Genomic DNA, 19,623 nt, shown 5'->3' with positions numbered 1-19,623 from the left:
CGGCGCGGGCCTTCGCCGCCGCGCTCCAGTGCGAGGCCCCCGGCGGCCCGCGGGGCTGCGGCCAGTGCCAGGCCTGCCGCACGACCTTGCACGGCACGCACGCCGACGTGCGACTGGTCGTGCCGGAGGGGCTGTCCATCTCGGTGGCCGAGATGCGGGCCCTGGTCCAGGTCTCGGCCAAGCGGCCGACCACCGGCCGCTGGCAGGTCGTGATCATCGAGGACGCCGACCGGTTGACCGAGGGCGCGGCCAACGCGCTGCTCAAGGCGGTGGAGGAGCCCCCGGACCGGACCGTGTTCCTGCTCTGCGCGCCCTCCGACCACCCGGACGACATCTCCGTGACGATCCGGTCGCGCTGCCGGGCCATCGGCCTGCGCACCCCGGCCACGGCGGCCATCGCCGAGGTGTTGGAGCACCGTGACGGCATCGAGCCGGCGACCGCGCAGTGGGCGGCGTCGGTCTGCGGCGGCCACATCGGCCGGGCCCGCCGGCTGGCCACGGACCCGGAGGCTCGGCAGCGGCGCGAGTCGGTGCTGGCGATTCCGTTGGGGCTGCGGCGTTTCGGCGACATCTTCAGCAGTGCCGACGCGCTCGTGAAGGCGGCCGAGGCCGACGCCGTCTCGGCCAACGAGGACCGCAACGTCGCCGAGACCGAGGCGTTGAAGACCGCCATGGGAGCCGGCGGGACCGGCAAGGGCACCGCCTCGGCCACCCGTGGCGCCGCGGGTGCGTTGAAGGATCTGGAGAAGCGGCAGAAGTCGCGAGCCACCCGGACCCAGCGCGACTCGCTGGACCTGGCCCTGGTCGACCTGATGGGCTTCTACCGGGACGTGCTGGTGACGAGGTCGAACGCGGACGTGCCGCTGATGCATCCCGACCGCGCCAACGACGTCTCCAACGCCGCCTCGATGTGGACGTCCGAGTCCACGCTGCGGCGGCTGGAGGCCGTGCTGGCGTGCCGGGATGCCTTGCAGCAGAACGTGAAACCCCGCTTCGCGGTCGAAGCGATGATCACCTCTATGTACGGCGGATAGCGGTCGCGAACCCGCTGGTGGTCGGCCGGCCCGGCGGCCGGCCGTAGCCCGTGGCGACGTCGCCCAGGTCGTGACCGGTCGCCCGCCAGCCGTGCTCGTCGAGCCACTCCGGCACCGGCCGGCCGAGGCCGCCCTTCCAGTACTGGGCGTACTGGTTCATGGTCGAGGTCTTCGCCGCTTCCGCCTGCACGGCCCGGTCGCCGCGTTCGGAAGAGAAGCGGCTGTCGGGCGCGGACAGTCCGGTCACGGTGGACAGCAGTCGGTCCGCCTCCTCCGGCGTGAGGTAGGCGAGCAGGCCCTCGGCCAGCCAGGCCGTCGGCCGCTCGGGGGCGAAACCCGCCGCCAGCAACGGGTTTTCCCATTCCTGGGCCAGGTCGGCCGGCACAACCGTGCGCTGGCAAAGGGGTTCGGCGTCGGCGAGCACCTTTTCCTTGAACGCCAGCACTCCCGGCAGGTCCACCTCGAAGAGGCTGGTGCCGGACGGCCAGTCCAGCCGGTAGGCGCGGCTGTCCAGGCCGGCGCCGAGCAGCACCACCTGCGGACAGCCGGCGTCGAGCAGGTAGTCGTCGTAGAAGCGGGTGCGGATGATCGCTTGCAGTGCGAACGCCAGCGCGATCGGCGTCCGCGTGCCGACCGGCACCAGGTCCGGCGCGGCCGCACAGAACTTCGCGGCCCACGGGTCGTCGAACAGCCGGTCCGGGCGCTCGCTCTCGCCGGCCCGGACGCGGGCCACGCCCAACGCCGTCTTGCTCACCTCGTCCATGCCGTGCAGATTACATCGGTACCGATGAATCGCCAACGATGTAATCTGCGGGCATGGATGGCGTGCGGCTGCATCGGCTGGGCAAGCGACTCATCGACCTGGCCCGGCAGGTCACCACCGACTCCGGCGACACCGCGCTCACGCCCGGCGAGGTCGCCGTGATCGAGGACGTGTTCAAGCACCCCGGCAGCGTCGTCACCGAGATCCAGGCCCGCACCGGCTTCGCCCAGAGCCACGTCTCCGCCTCCGTGTCACGGCTGCGGGAACAAGGCCTCCTGGTCTCCGAGCCCGATCCCGCCGACCGCCGCCGCACCCGGCTCACGGTCGCCGACATCGCCCGGCGCGCGATCATGCGCCGGGCCGGCCGCCCGGCCGACGAGACCATCGCCGAGCTGGTGGGGGAAGAGAAGGCGAAACAGGTGCTGAAGTTGTTGGCAGAGCTGGAAGAACTACTGACTTAGAACCCCCGCGAGTCACGCTCTCCGGCACACCGAAATACGGTTTCGGGCAGATGGTGGATCAGCTCAGCTCCAACTCCAACCACTTCGCCAGGTCCTTGATCTCCTTCTGCACCGCCGCCGTCATGGCCTTGGTGAACGGCTCGTCCTCGTGCACGGCGTTGATCCGCAGCACGCCGGCCTTCCGGTCGGCGGCGGCGTCGACCTTGCCGATGAGCTCGTCCCCGTACAGGATCGGCAGCGCCCAGTAGCCCCACCGCCGCTTGGCGGCCGGCTTGTACATCTCCAGCTGGTAGTCGAACTGGAAGAGCTCGGTCATCCGCTTGCGGTCGTACACCAGCCGGTCCAGCGGCGACAGCAGCGCCGTCCGCCCGGCGAAGCGCTGCCCCAGCTGCTCCGGATCGACCCGCCACTGGCCACGGACGCCCTCGACGACCGCGGGCTCGCCGACCTCGCCGACGTCGATCGGCTCGACCGGGCACTCCGGCCCCTTGGCCCGGGCGATGCCCAGCGACCGCAACCGCTTCTCGGCGCGGATCCGCAGGGCCTCGGCCAGCGGCACGGCCGGCAGATCGGGGTAGATGCGTTCGGCGAGGTCCCACACCCGGCCCTTGTCGGTGCCCGACACGGCGACGTCGCCGGCCAGCACCATGAACTCCAGCATCTGCGTGACATTGCGATTGTTGGTCCAGCCGCTGGACTTCCACGGCTCCACGCAGGTGTCCTCGAACGCCCGCGCCGGCAGGGGACCCTCGATGTCGAGCTGGGTGAGGATGTTCTGCCGGCAGATCTCGTTGGTCCGCAACCACTTGTGCTGATGCCGCCGCCAGGCCGGGGCGTCCTCGCCGCCCGGCCAGGCGGCCATCTCCGCGCGGTACAAGGCGATGTCCTCGGCCGGGCGGATCATCAGCCGCAGGTCGACCAGGGACCGCTTGGCCAGCGCCTCGGCCAGCTCCGCCCTGTCGTAGGCGGAACCCAGTCGACTCCACGCCACCAGGTCGGCGCTGGGCGCGACGGCGTTGGTCGGGTCGTTCTGCAACAGCGTCAGCCCGCGCACGACCTCGTGCAGCTCGGTGGGCCGGGCCCTGCCCAGCAGCTGGGCCCGCACGGCGATCCGCCGGGCGTCGGTCCGGGACAGCTCGTGGACTGCCATCCGTCGAGGCTAGGCGAGCGGTGGACGAACGGGAAAGGCCGTCCTCCGTTCGGTCACGAGCCGTGCCGGCCGAAAAACCGTTCCTAGTATCGCGGCCACCGGACAAGGAGCGATTCCCATGGATTTGCCACGCGCTGTGGTCATGCAGGAACTGCTCAGTGGTTTCGCCGAGTTCGGCAGCTCGCACACGAGCCCGACCGGGCCGGCATCGTCTTCGATCGGCCCGAGATCGTCGGCGGCGCGCACAGGACCATCGCCGAGGCCGGCCTGCGGGATCGGGTCAGCGTGTACGGCGGCGACTTCTTCGACAGCGTTCCGAATGCCGGCAGCGGCTTCGCCCTGGACCGGGTGGAGCCGGCGCGGGCGCTGCGCTGCGCCATCGAGGCAACTCTGGGCTAGTCCCGTCTTCCGCACATGGACACAGGTGAGTTGATCACGCGGGCCGGTGTCCGCTCGGTCAAGGGCTCTGCCAGGGTGTTCAGTCGTGGATCAACGTGCACGACGACGGGCTCGCTATGTCGCGGCGAGTGTGGAGAAAACACTGGGCGCGCTGCCGGTGATCGCCGATTACTGTCGCCGTCTGGACCTGGCCGGGATCATCGACCGCGCCTGCCCGGTGCGTGATCTCGCACTCCTGACCCACGGACAGGTGATCGAAGCGCTGGTCGCGAACCGACTGACCTCACCAGCACCACTGGTCCGGGTGACCGACTGGGCCCGCGAGCACGCGGTCGAGGAGGTCTTCGGCATCGAGCCCACGCTGCTCAACGACGACCGGATCGGCCGGGCGTTGGACGCGATCGCCCCCGAACTCGATCACATCGTCGGGTCCGTTGGCGCACAAGCGATCTCGATGTTCGGGCTGGACACATCCCGGCTTCATTGGGACATGACCTCGATCTCGCTGTACGGCGCCTACGACCAGGCCGACACCGACCACCCGGCGCCGAAGTTCGGGCACCCCAAAGACCGCCGCCCCGACCTGAAGCAGATCCAGGCCGGGCTGGCGGTCACCGGCGATGGTGGTGTGCCGGTGTTCCACCGGGCCTACGACGGTGGCGCGGGCGAAGTCGCCCAGGTGGTGGGCGCGATGAGCGCGCTGCAGACTATGGCCAGACCCCGAGAGTTCCTGCTGGTCGGGGACTCCAAGCTGGTGTCCTACGCCAATGTCTCGGCGATGATCGCCTCCGGTGTCGGGTTCGTCGCGCCCGCGTCGAAGGCCTACACGCCGGCCGCGACGCTGGCCGCGCTGGACCTCGACTCGGCCGCCGAGGTGGACTACGTCGCCGAACGGGACGCGGGCAAACCAGCCGCCGACCGTGGCCGCTGGCGAGTCACCGAGGACACGATGACGCTGGCGGGCAAACGCAAGCGTGACCCGGTGCTCACGCTGCGGCGGGTGTTCGTGCACTCCACCGCCCGAGCCCGCGCCGCGGCCACCGCGCGGGCCCGCAAACTCGACCGTGCTCGCGACGATCTGGACCGGCTGGTCCGGGGCCTGGGCTCCCGGCATTACCCCGACGAGAAGGCGGTGACCGCCCGGATCGCCGCGATCGCGGCCGCCCGCCGGGTCACTGCCTACCTGCGCACCGAGACCGGCACCGATCCTGCCACCGGCAAACCCATCCTGCGCTGGTGGTTCGACCACGCGGCGCTGGATGCCGAGACCGCCACCGACGGCTGGTACGCGCTGCTGACCAACCTGCCCGCCGACGTCGACCCGGCCGAGATCCTGATCCGCTACAAAGGCCAGGAGGTTGTGGAACGCCGCTACGGCGCCGTCAAAGGCCCCCTGGCAGTGGCACCGCTGTTCGTGAAGAACAACCGGCGCATCGCTGCCCTGATCACCGTGATCTGCCTGGCACTGCTGATCTTCTGTCTGATCGAACGTCAAGTCCGGCAGGCGATCGCCCCGCACATCACGCTCGACGGCCTCTACGCGGGCAGACCCGCCAAGCCCACCGGGCGGCTGATTTTCGAAGCGCTCGCCCGGCTTCGCCTGATTCCCGCTGTCAACGGGCAACCACCAGGGATTCCGCAACCACCCCCGCTACAAGCCAGGCTCCTGGACCTACTCGGTGTCGACCCCACCCAGCCGAGATGATCAAATAACATCCCACTCGACGATCATCCCGAGTTGATCAATCCTCACGTGCGGAATACCCGGCTAGTGGGTGTGGCCGAGCGCCCGCGACACCTCGCTGGCCGCGGCCACCACACGCGGCCCGAGCGCGATCAGCTCCGGCAGCGTGTGCTCCAGCGCCAGCGTCGACACGCTCAGCCCGCCGACCACGGTCCCGTTGTGGTTGCGCACGGCCGCGCCGACACAGCGCACCCCCGGCTCGTTCTCCTGCTCGTCCAAGGCGAATCCGCAGCTGCGGACCCGGTCCAGCTGGGCCCGCAATCGCAGCGGGTCGGTGATCGTGCCGGGGGTCCGTGGCGCGAGCTCCAGCCCGTTCATGTCCCTTGTGGACAGCACTGCCTTGCCGATCGCCGTGCAGTGCAACAACAATCGGCCACCGATGCGCGACGCCATCCGGTACGGCTTGCCGCCCTCGACCTTGTCGACGTACACCAGCTCGTCGCCGAGCAGCATCGCGAAGTGCACGGCGCACCCGGTGCTGGCCTGCAACCGCTCCAGCACCGGGCGCGCCCGCTCGACGGAATCCACCGGCTGCAGCACGTTTCCGGCCAGCACCAACACCTTCGGGCCGATGCGGTAGTCGCCGTCGGCGGTGGCCACCGCGAAGCCGGTGTCCACCAGCGTGCGCAGCACCCGGTGCACGGTCGACTTGGGGAAGCCGGTCACCCGGGTCAGCTCGCTGATCCTGGTGTGCTGCGCGAGCGCCGCCAGCACGGCGAGCGCCTTCTCGACCGCGCCCTCGGTCAACGCGACATCCACCCGCCGTCGACGACCAGCACGTGACCGTTGACGTAGTCCGACGCCGAGGAGGCCAGGAACACGGCCGCGCCCACCAGGTCCTCGGGCTTGCCCCAGCGGCCGGCCGGGATGCGGCCGCGGATCGCCGGCTCACGGTCCGGGTCGGCCCGCAGCGCCTCGGTGTTGTTGGTGGCGATGTAGCCGGGCGCGATGGCGTTGACCTGCACGCCGTGTGGCGCCCACTCGTTGGCCAGCGCCTTGGTCAGGCCGGCCACCGCGTGCTTGCTGGTGGTGTAGCCGCTGACGTTGATGCCGCCCTGGAAGCTCAGCAGCGAGGCGATGGTGATGATCTTGCCGGAGCCGCGGGCGGTCATCTGCCGGCCGACGGCCTGGCTCAGCGCGAACACCGAGTCCAGGTTCACCGCCTGCACGCGCCGCCAGTCCTCCAGCGCCACGTCCGTCGCCGGCTGCCGGTGGATGATGCCGGCGTTGTTGACCAGCACGTCCACCTCGCGGCGGGCCAGCACCTCGGCCAGCGCCGGCTCGACCGCGGCCGGGTCGGACAGGTCGACGACCAGCGTCTCCACGCTCGCGCCGGCCGCCTCGGCCTCGGCCGTCACGTCGGCGAAGTCGGGGCTGTGCCCGAGCACCACCAGGTCGGCCCCGGCCTGGGCCAGGCCGACCGCGATGGCCTTGCCGATGCCGGTCCGGGCCCCGGTGACCAGGGCGGTCCTGCCCTTGAGCAAGAACATCAGCGCAGCTCCGTCACGGCGACCTGGTCCATGTCGGTGAAGGCCTGGTTCTCGCCGGCCATCGCCCACACGAAGGCGTACGAGTGCGTGCCGGCTCCACTGTGGATGGACCAGCTCGGTGACACCACGGCCTGCTCGTTGGCCACGATGATGTTGCGCGTCTCCTGCGGCTCGCCGCACAGGTGCACGATGCGGTCGTTCTCCGGCAGGTCGAAGTACAGGTAGCACTCCGTGCGGCGGTCGTGGGTGTGCGGCGGCATGGTGTTCCATACGCTGCCGTCGGCCAGCTTGGTCACGCCGACCACGATCTGGCTGGACTTGATGCCGTCGGCGTGGACGTACTTGCGCAGCTCGCGCACGTTGGCCGTGGACTGCTCGCCGAGCTGGGCGACATCGACCTCCTCGAACCGAGCCACCGCCGTCGGGTAGCTGGCGTGCGAGGTCGCCGAGAACAGGTAGAAGTGCGTCTCCGAGTCGCCGGCGTGGAACTGCACGTCCACTGCGCCGCGGCCGATGTAGAGGCAGTCCCGGTGGCCGAGCTCGTGCTTGTCGCCGTCCACGACGACGCTGCCGGAGCCGCTGACCACGACCACCGCCATCTCGCGGCGCTCCAGGAACGACGTCGAGCGCAGCTGGTCCGGGTTGGGCAGCGTCAGCGGCTGACCGGGCACCGGCGCCGCGCCGCCGAGCACGACCCGGTCCGCGTGGGTGAGGACCGTGCGCACCTCTCCGGTCCGGAACAGGTCCTCCACCAGGTAGTTCTCCCGCAGCTGGGCGGTGTCGAAACCGCGCAGCTGGGAAGGGTTGGTGTGGTGCCTGACCTCCATGTGGTGCTCCTGCTGGGCTAGCGGGGGCAGCGGCGGTTGACCCCTGGCGGATGTTGCAAGCAGATGACACGATGTCGCCACTTATGGAACTACGTTCCGCTCCACGGAACAAGTGTCCCCGTGGCCACCGCCGCCGGTTACGGGGTCCGGTCTCCATTCGGGCTTCAACCTGGGAAAAAGGCGGTGAGAAGTGTTCAGACAGACCCTCGACCCGGCCGGCTCGCTCACGCTGTCCGCGTTGCTGGCGCTGATACCCCTGGTCGCGGTGCTCGTACTGCTCGGCGGGCTGCGCTGGAAGGCCCACTGGGCCGGCATCGCGGCGCTGGTGATCTCCATCGTGATCGCCGTCGCCGGCTTCGGAATGCCGATCGGCCAGACGCTCGACGCGGGGCTGTTCGGCATGGCCAACAGCGTGCTGCTGGTCCTGTGGATCACCTTCAACGCGATCTGGGTCTACAACCTGACCGTGCACAGCGGGCACTTCGAGGTGCTCCGCCGGGCCTTCAGCTCGGTCAGCGACGACTCGCGCGTGCAGGCCATCGTGATCGCCTTCTCGTTCGGCGCGCTGCTCGAAGCGCTCGCCGGCGGCGGCAGCCCGGTGGCCATCTGCTCGGTGATGCTGATCGCGCTCGGCGTGAACCCGCTCAAGGCGGCCGCGCTGACCCTGGTCGCCGACACCGCGCCCGTCGCCTTCGGCGGCCTCGGCAACCCGATCACGGCCCTCGGGCCGATCAGCGGCCTGCCGGTCGACCAGTTCGGCGCGATGGCCGGGCGGCAGGTGTGCTTCCTGGCCGCGATCGTGCCGTTCGTGCTGCTGTACATCGCCGACGGCCGCAAGGGCGTCCGTGAGTGCTGGCCGGCGGCGCTGGTCGCGGGTGTGAGCTTCGGCCTCACCCAGTTCCTGGTGTCCAGCTATCTCTCGTACCAGCTGTGCGACATCCTGGCCGCGGTCGTCTCGGCCGGCGCCCTGTTGCTGCTGGTCCGGGTCTGGCAGCCGGTCACCGCGACCGTGTCCACCGGCCGGGGAGGCGGCGGTGGCAACGGTGGTGGTGTGGCGACGGCGACCGGTGGCGACGACGTGCGGGACAGCCGGGCCGACGTGATCAAGGCCTTCACCCCGTACGCGATCATCGTGGTGGTCTTCTCGCTGGCCCAGATAGCGCCGATCAAGAAGGCGCTCAACGCCATCGTGTGGAAGTTCAGCTGGCCCGGACTGTCCATTCAGAACGCCGCCGGCAAGAAGGTGGACACCAGCTACACGCTGAACTTCTTCGGCGCCACCGGAACCCTGCTGCTCGTCTCCGGTCTGCTGTCGCTGATCGTGCTGAAGGTCGGCGTCGGCACCGCCGTGAAGATCTACGGGCGGACCGTGCGGCAGTTCGGCTGGGCCATTCTGGCCATTCTGGCCGTGTTCGCGCTGTCCTACGTGATGAACCTGTCCGGGCAGATCGGCACGCTCGGCTCCTGGCTGGCCGGCACCGGCGCGTTCTTCGCGTTCCTGTCGCCCGTGGTCGGCTGGTTCGGCGTGACCATCACCGGCACCGACGTCGGCTCCAACACCCTGCTCGGCGGCTCCCAGTTCGCCGCCGCGCACCAGTTGGGCGCCTCGCCGATCCTGTTCGGCGCCGCCAACAGTTCCGGCGGCGTGATGGCCAAGATGATTTCGCCGCAGAACCTGGCCATCGGCACCGCCGCGGTCGGCCTCGTGGGCAAGGAGGGCGAGCTGTTCCGCCGCGTGTTCGGCTGGAGCGTCGGCCTGCTGCTGGTCCTGTGCGTGCTCGTCTATCTGCAATCCACCCCTGTGCTCGGATGGATGGTGCCCTGATGACCCTGTCACGTCGGAACCTGATCGCCGGCGCCGCAGTCGCCGCTGGAGGAGCCTTGGTCGCCAATCCCACCGCTTCCGCCGCCGAGGCCTCGTACGGCGGCAGCCTGCGGGCCACGATGGACTACGCCGTCGCGAAGCTGCGGGCGGTCGCGCCCACGGTGACGGCGTTCCCGACCGGCACCAAGTTCGAGAAGTACACGACCGCGGCCGACGGCAGCTGGGTCGGCGGCTTCTGGCCGGGTCAGCTGTGGATGGCCTACCTCTACACCAACGACGACTTCTTCCGGCAGCTGGCCGAGTCCTGGGCGCTGAAGCTGGCGCCCAGGCAGACCAAGAACACCGACCACGACCTGGGCTTCCTGTTCACGCCGTCCTGGGTCACCGCCTACCGGCTGACCGGCGACACCTCGTGGCGTGACGGCGCGCTGGTCGCGGCCGGCGAGCTGATCAAGCGCTTCAACGAGAAGGGCCAGTTCATCCGGGCCTGGGGCGCGCTGGGCACGCCCGACAACGCCGGCCGGATGATCATCGACACGATGATGAACCTGGACCTGCTGTGCTGGGCCACCAAGATGACCGGCGACAGCAAGTACCAGGACATCGCCGTCGCGCACGCCACCACCGCGCAGAAGTACATGGTGCGGCCCGACAACACCACGTGCCACGTGTTCGACTTCAACCCCGACACCGGCGCGGCCATCGGGCAGAACACCGTGCAGGGCTACAGCGCCACGTCCTGCTGGTCCCGCGGGCAGTCTTGGGGCGTGTACGGCTTCGCGCGAATGTACCTGCGCACCGGGAACAAGACGTTCCTCGACACCTCGCGTCGGCTGGCGGACTGGACCCTCCAGCACATCACCGACGACTACGTGCCGGTGTGGGACTACCGCTCGCCGTTGGCCCCGAACGACATCAAGGACTCATCGGCGGCCACCGTCAACGCAGCCGGCCTGCTCGACCTGGCCAAGCTGACCGGCAACCCGCGCTACGAGGCCGCTGCGCTGCGGTTCCTCGACGCGCTCGGCCGGTCCTGCCTGACCACCAAGTCGGCACGGGCCGACGCCATCCTGGCGCGCGGCACCCGCAACCGGCCGTCCGAGGACGGCATCGAGATCGGCCTGCCCTACGCCGACTACTACATGATGGAGGCGATCCTGCGCGTGCTGCGGCCCGACCGGGCCAAGCTCGCGCTCGACATCTGAGTCAGCTGTTGTTGCGGCGCTGCCGGCGATACGGCAGCGCCGCGACAACAACAACCCCGGTCAGCAACAACGCTGTGCCCGTCCAGAACAACGGGATCGTGGCGTAGGCGGCGTTCGTGTAGGCCAGCGGCGGGGAGCCCTGCGGACCCGGGTTCGCCGTCGGCGCGCCCGGCGTCGTCGAACCGCACACCACGCCGCCCGTCGGCGCCACCGCCCGCGCCACCTGCTCGCCCAGCGTCACCTGGGCCAGCGCCGACGGCAGGTTGGGCAGGCCCAGCGCGTCCGTCGGCAACACCTGCAGATCCAGCAGCCGGGCCGTCGCGCCCAGCTGAAAGCCGTCGAACGGCTGGCCCTTGATCTCCTGCGTCTTCTGGTCCAACTCCGCGATCTGCAACCGCAGCACGCCGATGTCGATCTTCTTCAGGTCAGCGGGGATAGCGCCGCCGCTCGGCAGCAGGCCCCCGATGATCGGCAGCTTGCCCAGCTGGTCCGCGCCCGGCAGCGGCACCCCGATCGGCACATCCAGCTTCGGATTCGCGGCATCCAGCGTGCCCAGCGTCTTGCCGCCCTGCACCACCTGCAACACCGGGGCCGTGTAGCTCACCGTCGACGTCTTCGGGTCACCCGTCGAGGTCACCTGCAGCGTCGGCTGGCTCACCACGTTGATGTCCAGCTCCATCGGCGTGCCCGCCAGCACCTTCACGCTCGCGACCTGCATCGTCGACGTCGACTGCACCGCCTTGTTCGGCGAGCCCGGGATGTCCACCAGCTTCACCACGGAGCGGGAGCTCAACGTGTTCGGCAGGCTCACCAGCGAACCCTTGCCGTCCGAGGTCTGCTTGCCCGACAACAGGCCACCCAGCTGGCTCAGCGGGGCCGTCATCGTCTTCAGCGAGTCCACCACCTGCGACGCCGTGCCCTGATCCAGCTTCGCGCTCGGAGTGATCAGGCCCGTCAGATCCGTGACGTTCGGCAGGTTCGGGATCGCGTTGAGCAGCGACAGATCAGCCAGCGACGTCTGCGCGTCCGCGATCGTGTCCACACACGGGCCCGCCGTCTCACTCCAGCGCGCATGCACGCTGCCGTTGAGCAGGCCCACCTTCAGCAGCGCGTCCAGCGGCGTCGCCGGCGGGGTCAGGCCACCCGTCGACGCCTGCGGATTGTCCGGCAGCGCCGTCTGCGACAACGCCCCCGGCGTCTGCGGCGCGTTCCCGCCCACCGCGAACCCCAACGGCGACGCCTGCGCGATCGCCCGCTCGTACGACAGATACGCCTCCGAGTTCGCCTGCGCGCTCGACAGGCCGAACCCCGCCTCCGCCGCCGGCTGCTTCGGCAGCTCGTCCTGCAGGTTCTGCAAGATCGTCGACGTCGGCACCGAGTTCGGCAGCAGCCGCACCACCGCCAGGCCCCCGCCCGCATCCCCCACCGCATGCCCCAGCGGCTGCGGCCCGTTCGCCGCCGACGCCGGCGGCTGCCCCGGACTCGCCGGCCCCGGCACCGGCGTCGTCGTCGGCACCCCGAACGCCGGGCCCGCACCCAACGCCAACATGGCCACAGCGGCCGGCAGAGCCAGAGCGAGCGGCGGTCGACCTCGCATCAGCTACGTCCTCCTCAGCAACCGGCGCCTGAGACCGGCGTCACCTAAGGCCTAACGACCTACGTAACCGCAGGTGACGCCCCCGCCGTTAGCGCAAACGAGCGAACCCGCCCGGATGAGACCCCCGTCACCCTCCCCGCCCCCAACCCCGGCGCGAGCCCCACCCCCGGCCCGCTATAGTGGACACGCACCACGCCGCCTTAGCTCAGTCGGCCAGAGCAGCTCACTCGTAATGAGCAGGTCGTCGGTTCGATTCCGACAGGCGGCTCCAGACATGGACGGCGAGTGCTCGCGTAGAGCGCTCGCCGTTTGTCTTTCGCTTCGCTTGTGGGGCTCTCGCCCCACACCCCAAGCCAGGGCGGGCTTCGCCCCCCTGGACCCCCCTTCGGGCTCGGCTTCGCCGTCGCCCTTTGCTCGCCTTCGGCGTCGCGGTTTCAGGCTCGCGCTTCGCGCCTCGCCTTCGGGCTCGGCTGCGCCGTTGCGGCTTTCCGGGCTCTGCCTGTCTCTCTTCAGCCCATCTCAGTCCCTACGCCATCCCTCCTCGCGTGCCGCGGGTGCTCTTCTGCCTTTCCCTGTTTTGTTCGCTCCTTCATGTTCTTGCTGGTTTTCCTGGGCGTGGGAGGGTGGGTGGGGTGCGGGGGAAAGAAAGTGGGGGTTCTGGGGATGGGTGTTGTGGGGCGACGGGCAGTGGTGCTGGGTGGGGGGCTGGCGGGGACGCTGGCGGTGGCGGCGCTGGAGGGGGTGGTGGACGAGGTCACGGTGGTGGAGAGGGATCGGCTGCCGGAGGGGGCGGAGGATCGGCGGGGGGTGCCGCAGGCTAGGCACGCGCACCTGCTGATGTCGGGTGGGGCGAAGGCGATCGAGAGCCTGGTGCCGGGGGTGGGGGCAGAGCTGAAAGAGGCGGGGGCGCATCGGCACGAGCTGCCGGGTCATCTGGTGTCGATGAGCGCGCAAGGGTGGCTGACGAGGTTCGAAGGCCAGCAGTACCTGGTGTCGTGCAGTCGGAACCTGATGGACTGGGTGGTGAGGCGGCGGGTGCTGGCCAGTCCGAAGGTCGCCGTGCTGGAGAACAGTGATGTGGACGGATTGGTTGGGGGGAAGGGAAAAGTCACGGGGGTGAAGGTCCGCGATCGGACGACGGGGGAGAGCCGGGAGCTGGGGGCGGATCTGGTGGTGGATGCGACGGGGAGGGGGTCGCGCATTCAACACTGGTTGGGGGAGCTGGGGATTCCGGCGGCGAAGGAAGAGGTCGTCGACTCGGGGCTGTCCTATGCGACCCGCATCTACCGGGCGCCGGAGGGGGTGGCGGGGGACTGCCCGGTGATCAACGTGCAGGCGGATGTGCGAGAGAAGAAGCCGGGGCAGACGGCGACGATCGTGCCGCTGGAGGGCGGGCGGTGGCTGGTGACGCTGTCGGGGACCAGGGGTGGGGAACCGCCGGCCGACGCGGAAGGGTTCGTGAGGTTCGCTCGGGAGGCGGTGCGGCATCCGATCGTGGGTGAGCTGATCGACAAGGCGGAGCCGCTCACGGACGTGGTCACGGCGCACGGGCTGGTCAATCGGCGGCGCTATTTCGAGAAGTCACGGCAGTGGCCGGCGGGGCTGGTGGTCCTCGGGGACGCGGTGGCGACGTACAACCCGGTGTACGGGCACGGGATGTCGGTGGCGGCGCTGTCGGCGTGCGCGATACGGGACGAGGTGGCCAAGAACGGCCTGGGACCGAGGACGGCGCACCGAATCCAGCGAGCGGTCGCCCGAGAAGTTGAGCCGGCCTGGACGATGGCTTCGGGTGAGGATTGCCTGTACCCCAACGTGACGGGGGTGCCGCCGACCCGGCTGACGCTGTGGACCCGGCGCTACGTCGACCGGCTCACCAGGACGGCGATCAGCCGTCCCGAGGTGGCGGCGGCGTTGATCGACGCGATGACGCTGTCGGCGCCGATGACCAGCCGGCTGCTCGCGCCCAAGATCGTGCTGGCGACGCTGCGCGGGCCCAGCGGCTTGCCTGCGGCGGAACCGCCGTTCACGGACCGAGAACGGTCGGCGCTGTCGATCGACTCGTGACGCCAGGGGCCGAGCTGCCCCCTGGTCACCTCGGCCCCCAGCTCGTGATTTCGCCTGAATTTGCCATCGTGCCGGCATGACCGGCTGGTGCAGGCGAACTCACGGACGCGAGCATAGGGGTACGGTCACGATCGTTTCAACTGTGGTTTCCGCTTGCTCTGTTCGGGTGACAGTGCAGTAGAAATAGATGGCCACCCATGAGATGGTGAGGCGCGCTCGACTGGGGAACGCGCCGATCCGCGACCGTCGACTCCACCCGGATGGACGATCGCCCGCGCGGGAGGTGTGATCATGGCTGAGCAGGACCGTCCGCCATTCGCCGACGTGCTCACGGACCTGTGCAAGAACCCGGTGGACGGCCGGCCCGCGTGGACGAATGTCGCGCTGGCGGAACGGGTTCGCGAACTCGGCGGCGACATCAACCAGGCCTACATCGCCAGCCTGCGCACCGGCCGGCAGGACAATCCCACGGTCGAGGTGATGGTCCAGCTGGCCGGGGCGCTCGGCGTGCACCCGGCGGCCTTGGTCGGCGGCCGAAGGGAACGCCGGCCGGACGAGCGGCCGGGCTGGCGGCGAACCGCGCTGGCCACGCTGTTCGACACCGCCTATCCGGCCGACCGCGGCCCGTACACGCCGGGCGAGGTGGCCAATGCCATCAACGAGCACGGCGTCTGCGGCACGATCTCGCGAATGCACGTCCGCGAGCTGCGCGACCAGACCGCGGTCAACCCGAAACTCAAGCACCTGCTGGGGCTGGCCTGGCATTTCGGGGTGCGGCCGGAGTATTTCCTCGACGACGAGCACGCAGCCCGCGTCGACGCCGAATATGCCCAGCTGAGGGTGTTGGCCGAGCTTGGCGTCATCTCGCTGGTGACGCGAATCAACGAGCGGCCCGATCTGAGTCCGGAGACGAGACAACTGGCGCTGGAGAGCCTCACTCGCGCGTTGGATCCGGGGCTGGGGCCGGGCGAGTGGGTGTTTCGCCCGGGCTCGCCGGCCGAAAGCGACGCCCCGGAGTGAAAATCGCGATATGGCGGACGCCGCCAGGAAAGAGGTGTCCGATGGACAGGTACGCGCGACAGCGGCTTGTCGCCTCCGTCGCGGCCGAATTTCAGGTCACGGCGGACACCACGTATCAGGAGCTGGCCCGTCAACTCGGTGCGGTGTGGACGAACCGGGCCCAGCGGCGGGTGGCGATCCGCTTCACCCGCCTCCCGCACTCGCACATCACGGGGGCGACGGCGCTGCTGGCCGACGGCAGCTATCTGGTGATCTGCGCGGCCTCGCCGCGCTGGTACTTCCGGCTCCAGGTGCTGTTGCACGAGTTCGCGCACGACCTGCTCGGCCATGAGCACATCACACTCGACCGCGGCGCCGGCCTGCAGCTGCTCGTGCCGACGCTGCTGCCGAAGATGGCGAGATTCGTCGCCGGCCGCACCACCTTCACCGCGGCCGAGGAGGACGAGGCCGAGACGGTGGCCGACGAGCTGTTCGCGGTGCTGACCGAGGACCGCGTGGTCAGCGAGTCGACGGCGCCGGGCCTGGAGAATCTGCGCCGGCTGCGGGAGACTCTGGAACATTAGTTCTGCTTCGTCTGGGGGACGGGCGTGACAATTTTCAACCTGGTTTATCTGGGCTGCGGCGTGCTCGGCGTGCTGGTCCTGGTCTACAAGATTCCCGATCTGCGGCGGCGGTGGGGAAGTCCGCTGCTCTGGTCGCTGTGCGCCGTCATTCTCACGAGCGCCACCGGCATGTTGCTGGCCGCGCCGGCCAATATCACCGTGCTGCGCGATATCACCGGCGTCACGAATATCGCCGCGCCCGTGGTGTACGCGCTCCAGGTGGCCTACTCGGCATCGGCACTGAGGCTTTCCGCGTAACCGTTGGTGACAGTGCGTAGGATGTGCGGCGACACGCCGAACCCGTTGCGGTACAACACAAAACGCAGAACCCCGGTATGAAGGTGGTCCTTCCGAGATCAACTTCATAGAGGTTCTGCGCCCGATGAGTGTGACATACACCGCCACCCTGCCCGTACGCGACCAGACCGTGTTGTACCTGTCCGGCCTGCTGCACGCCGAACGCCTCTGCCGGGGCACTCGCACCGGCACCCGGGCGCTAAGCCCCTTCAACCAGGCAGTTCTCGTCCTGCGCTGGTTCCTGGACGCCACCCGCGTCCGACAACTGGCCACCGACAACCACATCAGCGGGTCCACCGCCTATGACTACCTCGACGAGGGGTTCACGGTCCTGGCGGCTCAAGCGCCAGCGCTCGAATCGGCCCTGCTGGCCGCGAAGATGGCCGGCCACGGCCACATCAGCATCGACGGCACGCTGATCGAGACCGACCGCTGCCGCACCCCCGGACCCACCCCCGGCGTGGACCTGTGGTGGTCGGGAAAACACGCCAACCACGGCGGGAACGTCCAGGTCATCACCGCCCCCGACGGCTGGCCACTGTGGACCTCCGACGTGCGACCGGGCCGAGAGCACGACACCACCGCGCTGCGCGCCCATCCCGAGATCCTGCCCGCCCTGGCCACCTGGACCGGCGCGGAGCGCCCGGTCCTGGGCGACCTGGGCTACGAAGGCGAAGCCGACACCATCACGGTCGCGATCAAGAAACCCCGGGACGGCGAACTCACCGGGGACCAGAAGACCCACAACAAGGCCCACAACGGCAAACGAGCGGTCGGCGAACGAGGAAACTCGCTGCTCAAGACCAGCTTCAAGGCGCTACGCAACATCAGCCTCTGCCCCTGGCGGATCGGCGCGATCGTTGCGGCGGCACTGGTCATCCTTCACGTCGAGCACGGTCGCACAACATGATCACCCACAGCAACGAACAGTTACGCGGAAAGGCTCACTGTCTCTGGTCTTCTTCTGGCGCTTCGACCCGGCGGTGGCCTGGCGTCGGGTGCGCTGGGTCTTCGCCGGCTACGCGGCGGCGATTGTGGTGATGGCGGCGCTGTTCGCGATTTCCGATGTGCACATCGAACGCCAGGTGGATTTCATCACCTACTACGCCACGCAGCCGACGATCGCCGTTTTCCTTCTCGTGTTCATCGTGCCCACGCTGGTCGGCAACAGCGTGCTCGTGCACCAGTGCTGGCAGGGGGCGAAAACGGCCGACCGGGCCGACCTGCCCTGGCTGCGCCGCGGCCTGCGCTGCTACGCGGTGGCCGTCTGCTTCCCCGTCGCCTGCTACCTGATCCTGTTGGTCGTGCTGGTGCTCGACTGGTTCGGCCTCCGGCAGCTCGACCCGTTGAGCACCGCCGCACCGGCGGTGGGCGCGCTCGGCATCTTCCCCGCGCTGTTCGGCGTCGTGCTGCCGGTCTGGGGCCCGCGCCGACCGGTGGTCCGCCGTTGGGTCCGGGCCTGGCGCATCTTCTTCACCCTGCGCCCGCTGCACCGCACCCTTCGCGCCGTCAACGACGACGCGGTCACGGTGGCCGCCGGCAAGGCCCTCGATCCCCACCACCGGGTCCGCCGGCAGCTGACCGAGCTGTCCGAGTTCCGCCTCGGCCTGGAGCCCTACCTCGACCCCGCCGTCCGACAGGCCGCCCTCCGGCGCGGCAATGATGCCGGCCTGCCCGCCGACGAAACCGCCGCGGTGGCCGAGGCCGCCCAACTCCGCGCCGCCGCGGAAACCCGCCTGCGCGGCGCCGCCGCGCCCCGGCCGACCACCGACGCCGTCGACGAACCGCAGGACGGGAGCAGCCTTCAGGCCGAGTACACCTGGTGGATGCGAGTAGCCAAGGCCTACGTCGAGTAACACATTCCGGCCGGCGCGCGCTGCTAACGCCAAGAGCGTGATGAGGATGGCCGGATGTCGGAGCGGTGGGCGGCCGGGGCGGACCCGGGGCGGGCCAATGTGGCGCGGGTGTACGACTTCCTGCTGGGTGGGTCGCACAACTTCGAGGTGGACCGGGAGATGGCGCGCCGGATGATCGCCACGGCGGGGGACGCGGCGATGGTCGTGCGGGCCAATCGGGCGTTTCTGCGGCGGGCGGTCCGGGAGCTGGGCGAGGCGGGGATCCGGCAGTTCCTGGACATCGGGGCGGGGATTCCGACGGTGGGCAACACGCACGAGGTGGCGCCGCCGGGATCGAAGGTGGTGTACGTGGACTACGACCCGGTGGCGGTGGCCCACGCGCAGGTGCTGCTGACCGAGGACCCGAACACGGAGGCGGTGCAGGGGGATCTGCGGGAGCCGGATTTGCTGCTGCGGATGGCGGAGACGACGGATCTGCTGGATTTCGGGCAGCCGGTGGCGATTCTGTTGCTGGCGGTGCTGCCGTTCGTGAAGGACGAGGAGCGGCCACGGGAGGCGGTGGCGCACCTGAGGGACGCGGTGGCGCCGGGCAGCTTCCTGGTGGTGTCGCACGGGGCGGGCGACGCGGCGCCGACGGACGAGGTGCAGGACCTGTACGCGAAGAAGGCGACTTCGACGATCACGCTGCGAAGCAGGGAGCAGGTGGCCGGCTTTCTGGACGGCTGGGAGGTTCAGCCGCCGGGGGTGGTGTGGCTGTCGGCCTGGCGCCCGGACGAAGAGCCGAAGGATGCGGCGGCATCGGTGATGTACGGGGCCATGGGGCGTAAATCCTAGAGCGGCAATCGATTGCAGAAGGCGGGCGTGAGGGTAACCGTCCACCTCATTTGAGGGTCACTCGATAGTGTCGTGACGTTCGGTATTTGTGGAATTTGCCGCGCACGTGCATCTGCGCGTCGTCCTTGAGTCACTCGATAGTGTGAACCGAAGCGTTTCGACGATCGTGGAGGGCGAAATCGGCGTGCCGTTCGTCGCCCGTGGGCGACCGGTCGTCGATGATCGGCCGCTGCGGCATCGGGTGATCGTGTCAGCAGGCGGTGACGGGAGCATGATTCCGGCACCGAAAAAGCCGCGGCCCTGTGGCAGCAGGAGCCGCGGCGCAGCCCTTCCCCTGTCGTTGCCCGAGAGAGGACCGACTTTGAGTGTAGAACCGCCACCGCAGCGTGACGGGTCACACGACCGTGTGCAGATCATCGTGCACGCGTTCCCGGAGCGCGCCCGGTCGGCGAACC

At 69.6% G+C, this 19,623-nt stretch carries 18 protein-coding genes, 1 tRNA gene and 1 pseudogene; 14 read left to right on the top strand and 6 right to left on the bottom strand.

What is annotated here, in order from left to right:
* The coding region (locus KUTG_RS24800; RefSeq protein WP_043720000.1) for a DNA polymerase III subunit delta' at positions 1-1,034 on the top strand (1,034 nt) is incomplete at its 5' end.
* Here the strand turns inward: KUTG_RS24800 and KUTG_RS24795 are convergent.
* Positions 1,018-1,797, bottom strand: a complete 780-nt coding sequence (locus KUTG_RS24795) for an SAM-dependent methyltransferase (RefSeq protein WP_043719997.1) — start codon at positions 1,795-1,797, stop codon at positions 1,018-1,020. The two genes, KUTG_RS24800 and KUTG_RS24795, sit on opposite strands and share 17 nt — an antisense overlap.
* Before the next feature lie 53 nt (positions 1,798-1,850).
* Between KUTG_RS24795 and KUTG_RS24790 the strand changes: the two genes are divergently transcribed.
* Positions 1,851-2,258 carry a MarR family winged helix-turn-helix transcriptional regulator gene (locus tag KUTG_RS24790; RefSeq protein ID WP_043719995.1) on the top strand — a complete coding sequence of 136 codons (408 nt, stop codon included), beginning with the start codon at positions 1,851-1,853 and terminating at the stop codon, positions 2,256-2,258.
* Between the two features lie 58 nt (positions 2,259-2,316).
* Here the strand turns inward: KUTG_RS24790 and KUTG_RS24785 are convergent, their stop codons facing one another.
* Positions 2,317-3,408, bottom strand: coding sequence for a DNA glycosylase AlkZ-like family protein (locus KUTG_RS24785; protein ID WP_043719993.1), 1,092 nt, complete (start codon positions 3,406-3,408; stop codon positions 2,317-2,319).
* Positions 3,409-3,612: 204 nt separating this feature from the next.
* Here KUTG_RS24785 and KUTG_RS65325 point away from each other — a divergent pair.
* Together KUTG_RS65325 and KUTG_RS24780 are read left to right on the top strand one after the other, a co-directional pair.
* A pseudogene (locus KUTG_RS65325) lies at positions 3,613-3,807 on the top strand (methyltransferase); the annotation flags it as partial.
* A gap of 85 nt (positions 3,808-3,892) precedes the next feature.
* On the top strand, positions 3,893-5,512 hold the full coding sequence (locus KUTG_RS24780) for an IS1634 family transposase (RefSeq protein ID WP_232240927.1): 1,620 nt from the start codon (positions 3,893-3,895) through the stop codon (positions 5,510-5,512).
* Positions 5,513-5,575: 63 nt separating this feature from the next.
* Here KUTG_RS24780 and KUTG_RS24775 read toward each other — a convergent pair whose 3' ends face one another.
* From KUTG_RS24775 to kduI, 3 genes are read right to left on the bottom strand one after another with little or no spacing between them, the layout of a single operon-like run.
* Positions 5,576-6,298, bottom strand: a complete 723-nt coding sequence (locus KUTG_RS24775) for an IclR family transcriptional regulator (RefSeq protein ID WP_063753746.1) — start codon at positions 6,296-6,298, stop codon at positions 5,576-5,578.
* Positions 6,295-7,041 (bottom strand): 2-dehydro-3-deoxy-D-gluconate 5-dehydrogenase KduD, encoded by a 747-nt coding sequence (kduD, locus tag KUTG_RS24770; protein ID WP_043719988.1) that lies wholly within the window; start codon positions 7,039-7,041, stop codon positions 6,295-6,297. The genes KUTG_RS24775 and kduD overlap by 4 nt, the downstream gene beginning before the upstream one ends.
* Positions 7,041-7,868 carry a 5-dehydro-4-deoxy-D-glucuronate isomerase gene (gene kduI, locus KUTG_RS24765; protein ID WP_043719987.1) on the bottom strand — a complete coding sequence of 276 codons (828 nt, stop codon included), beginning with the start codon at positions 7,866-7,868 and terminating at the stop codon, positions 7,041-7,043. Before kduI ends, kduD begins: the two co-directional genes overlap by 1 nt.
* Before the next feature lie 190 nt (positions 7,869-8,058).
* Here kduI and KUTG_RS24760 point away from each other — a divergent pair, with 190 nt between their 5' ends.
* On the top strand, positions 8,059-9,693 hold the full coding sequence (locus KUTG_RS24760; protein ID WP_043719984.1) for an L-lactate permease: 1,635 nt from the start codon (positions 8,059-8,061) through the stop codon (positions 9,691-9,693).
* On the top strand, positions 9,693-10,898 hold the full coding sequence (locus KUTG_RS24755) for a glycoside hydrolase family 88 protein (RefSeq protein WP_043719983.1): 1,206 nt from the start codon (positions 9,693-9,695) through the stop codon (positions 10,896-10,898). The genes KUTG_RS24760 and KUTG_RS24755 overlap by 1 nt, the downstream gene beginning before the upstream one ends.
* Before the next feature lies 1 nt (position 10,899).
* On the opposite strand, the gene KUTG_RS24750 is transcribed toward KUTG_RS24755, so the two are convergent.
* Positions 10,900-12,495: a hypothetical protein gene (locus KUTG_RS24750; RefSeq protein WP_232240926.1), complete on the bottom strand. Its 1,596-nt coding sequence runs from the start codon at positions 12,493-12,495 to the stop codon at positions 10,900-10,902.
* 194 nt (positions 12,496-12,689) lie between these two features.
* Between KUTG_RS24750 and KUTG_RS24745 the strand changes: the two genes are divergently transcribed.
* The 8 genes from KUTG_RS24745 (at position 12,690) to KUTG_RS24710 (ending at position 19,168) form a co-directional block, all read left to right on the top strand.
* A tRNA-Thr gene (locus KUTG_RS24745) sits at positions 12,690-12,766 on the top strand.
* Between the two features lie 326 nt (positions 12,767-13,092).
* Positions 13,093-14,559, top strand: a complete 1,467-nt coding sequence (locus KUTG_RS24740) for an FAD-dependent oxidoreductase (protein WP_198047303.1) — start codon at positions 13,093-13,095, stop codon at positions 14,557-14,559.
* Between the two features lie 291 nt (positions 14,560-14,850).
* Positions 14,851-15,579, top strand: a complete 729-nt coding sequence (locus KUTG_RS53855; RefSeq protein ID WP_157494744.1) for a helix-turn-helix domain-containing protein — start codon at positions 14,851-14,853, stop codon at positions 15,577-15,579.
* A gap of 41 nt (positions 15,580-15,620) precedes the next feature.
* The gene (locus tag KUTG_RS24730; protein ID WP_043719981.1) at positions 15,621-16,142 is read left to right on the top strand and encodes a hypothetical protein; all 522 of its coding nucleotides are present in this window, start codon (positions 15,621-15,623) and stop codon (positions 16,140-16,142) included.
* A 24-nt stretch (positions 16,143-16,166) separates the two neighbouring features.
* Positions 16,167-16,439 (top strand): hypothetical protein, encoded by a 273-nt coding sequence (locus KUTG_RS24725; RefSeq protein WP_043719978.1) that lies wholly within the window; start codon positions 16,167-16,169, stop codon positions 16,437-16,439.
* 124 nt (positions 16,440-16,563) lie between these two features.
* Positions 16,564-17,388 carry a transposase family protein gene (locus KUTG_RS24720; protein WP_043719977.1) on the top strand — a complete coding sequence of 275 codons (825 nt, stop codon included), beginning with the start codon at positions 16,564-16,566 and terminating at the stop codon, positions 17,386-17,388.
* Positions 17,339-18,334: an MAB_1171c family putative transporter gene (locus KUTG_RS24715; RefSeq protein ID WP_369794505.1), complete on the top strand. Its 996-nt coding sequence runs from the start codon at positions 17,339-17,341 to the stop codon at positions 18,332-18,334. The genes KUTG_RS24720 and KUTG_RS24715 overlap by 50 nt, the downstream gene beginning before the upstream one ends.
* A 54-nt stretch (positions 18,335-18,388) precedes the next feature.
* Positions 18,389-19,168, top strand: coding sequence for an SAM-dependent methyltransferase (locus KUTG_RS24710; protein WP_043719972.1), 780 nt, complete (start codon positions 18,389-18,391; stop codon positions 19,166-19,168).
* Positions 19,169-19,623 lie beyond the last annotated feature (455 nt).

The sequence above is a fragment of the Kutzneria sp. 744 genome (assembly GCF_000568255.1).
Classification (GTDB): Bacteria; Actinomycetota; Actinomycetes; order Mycobacteriales; family Pseudonocardiaceae; genus Kutzneria.
The sequence above is the reverse complement of the archived record's forward strand: the minus strand, read 5'-3'. Positions and strand labels throughout refer to the sequence as shown.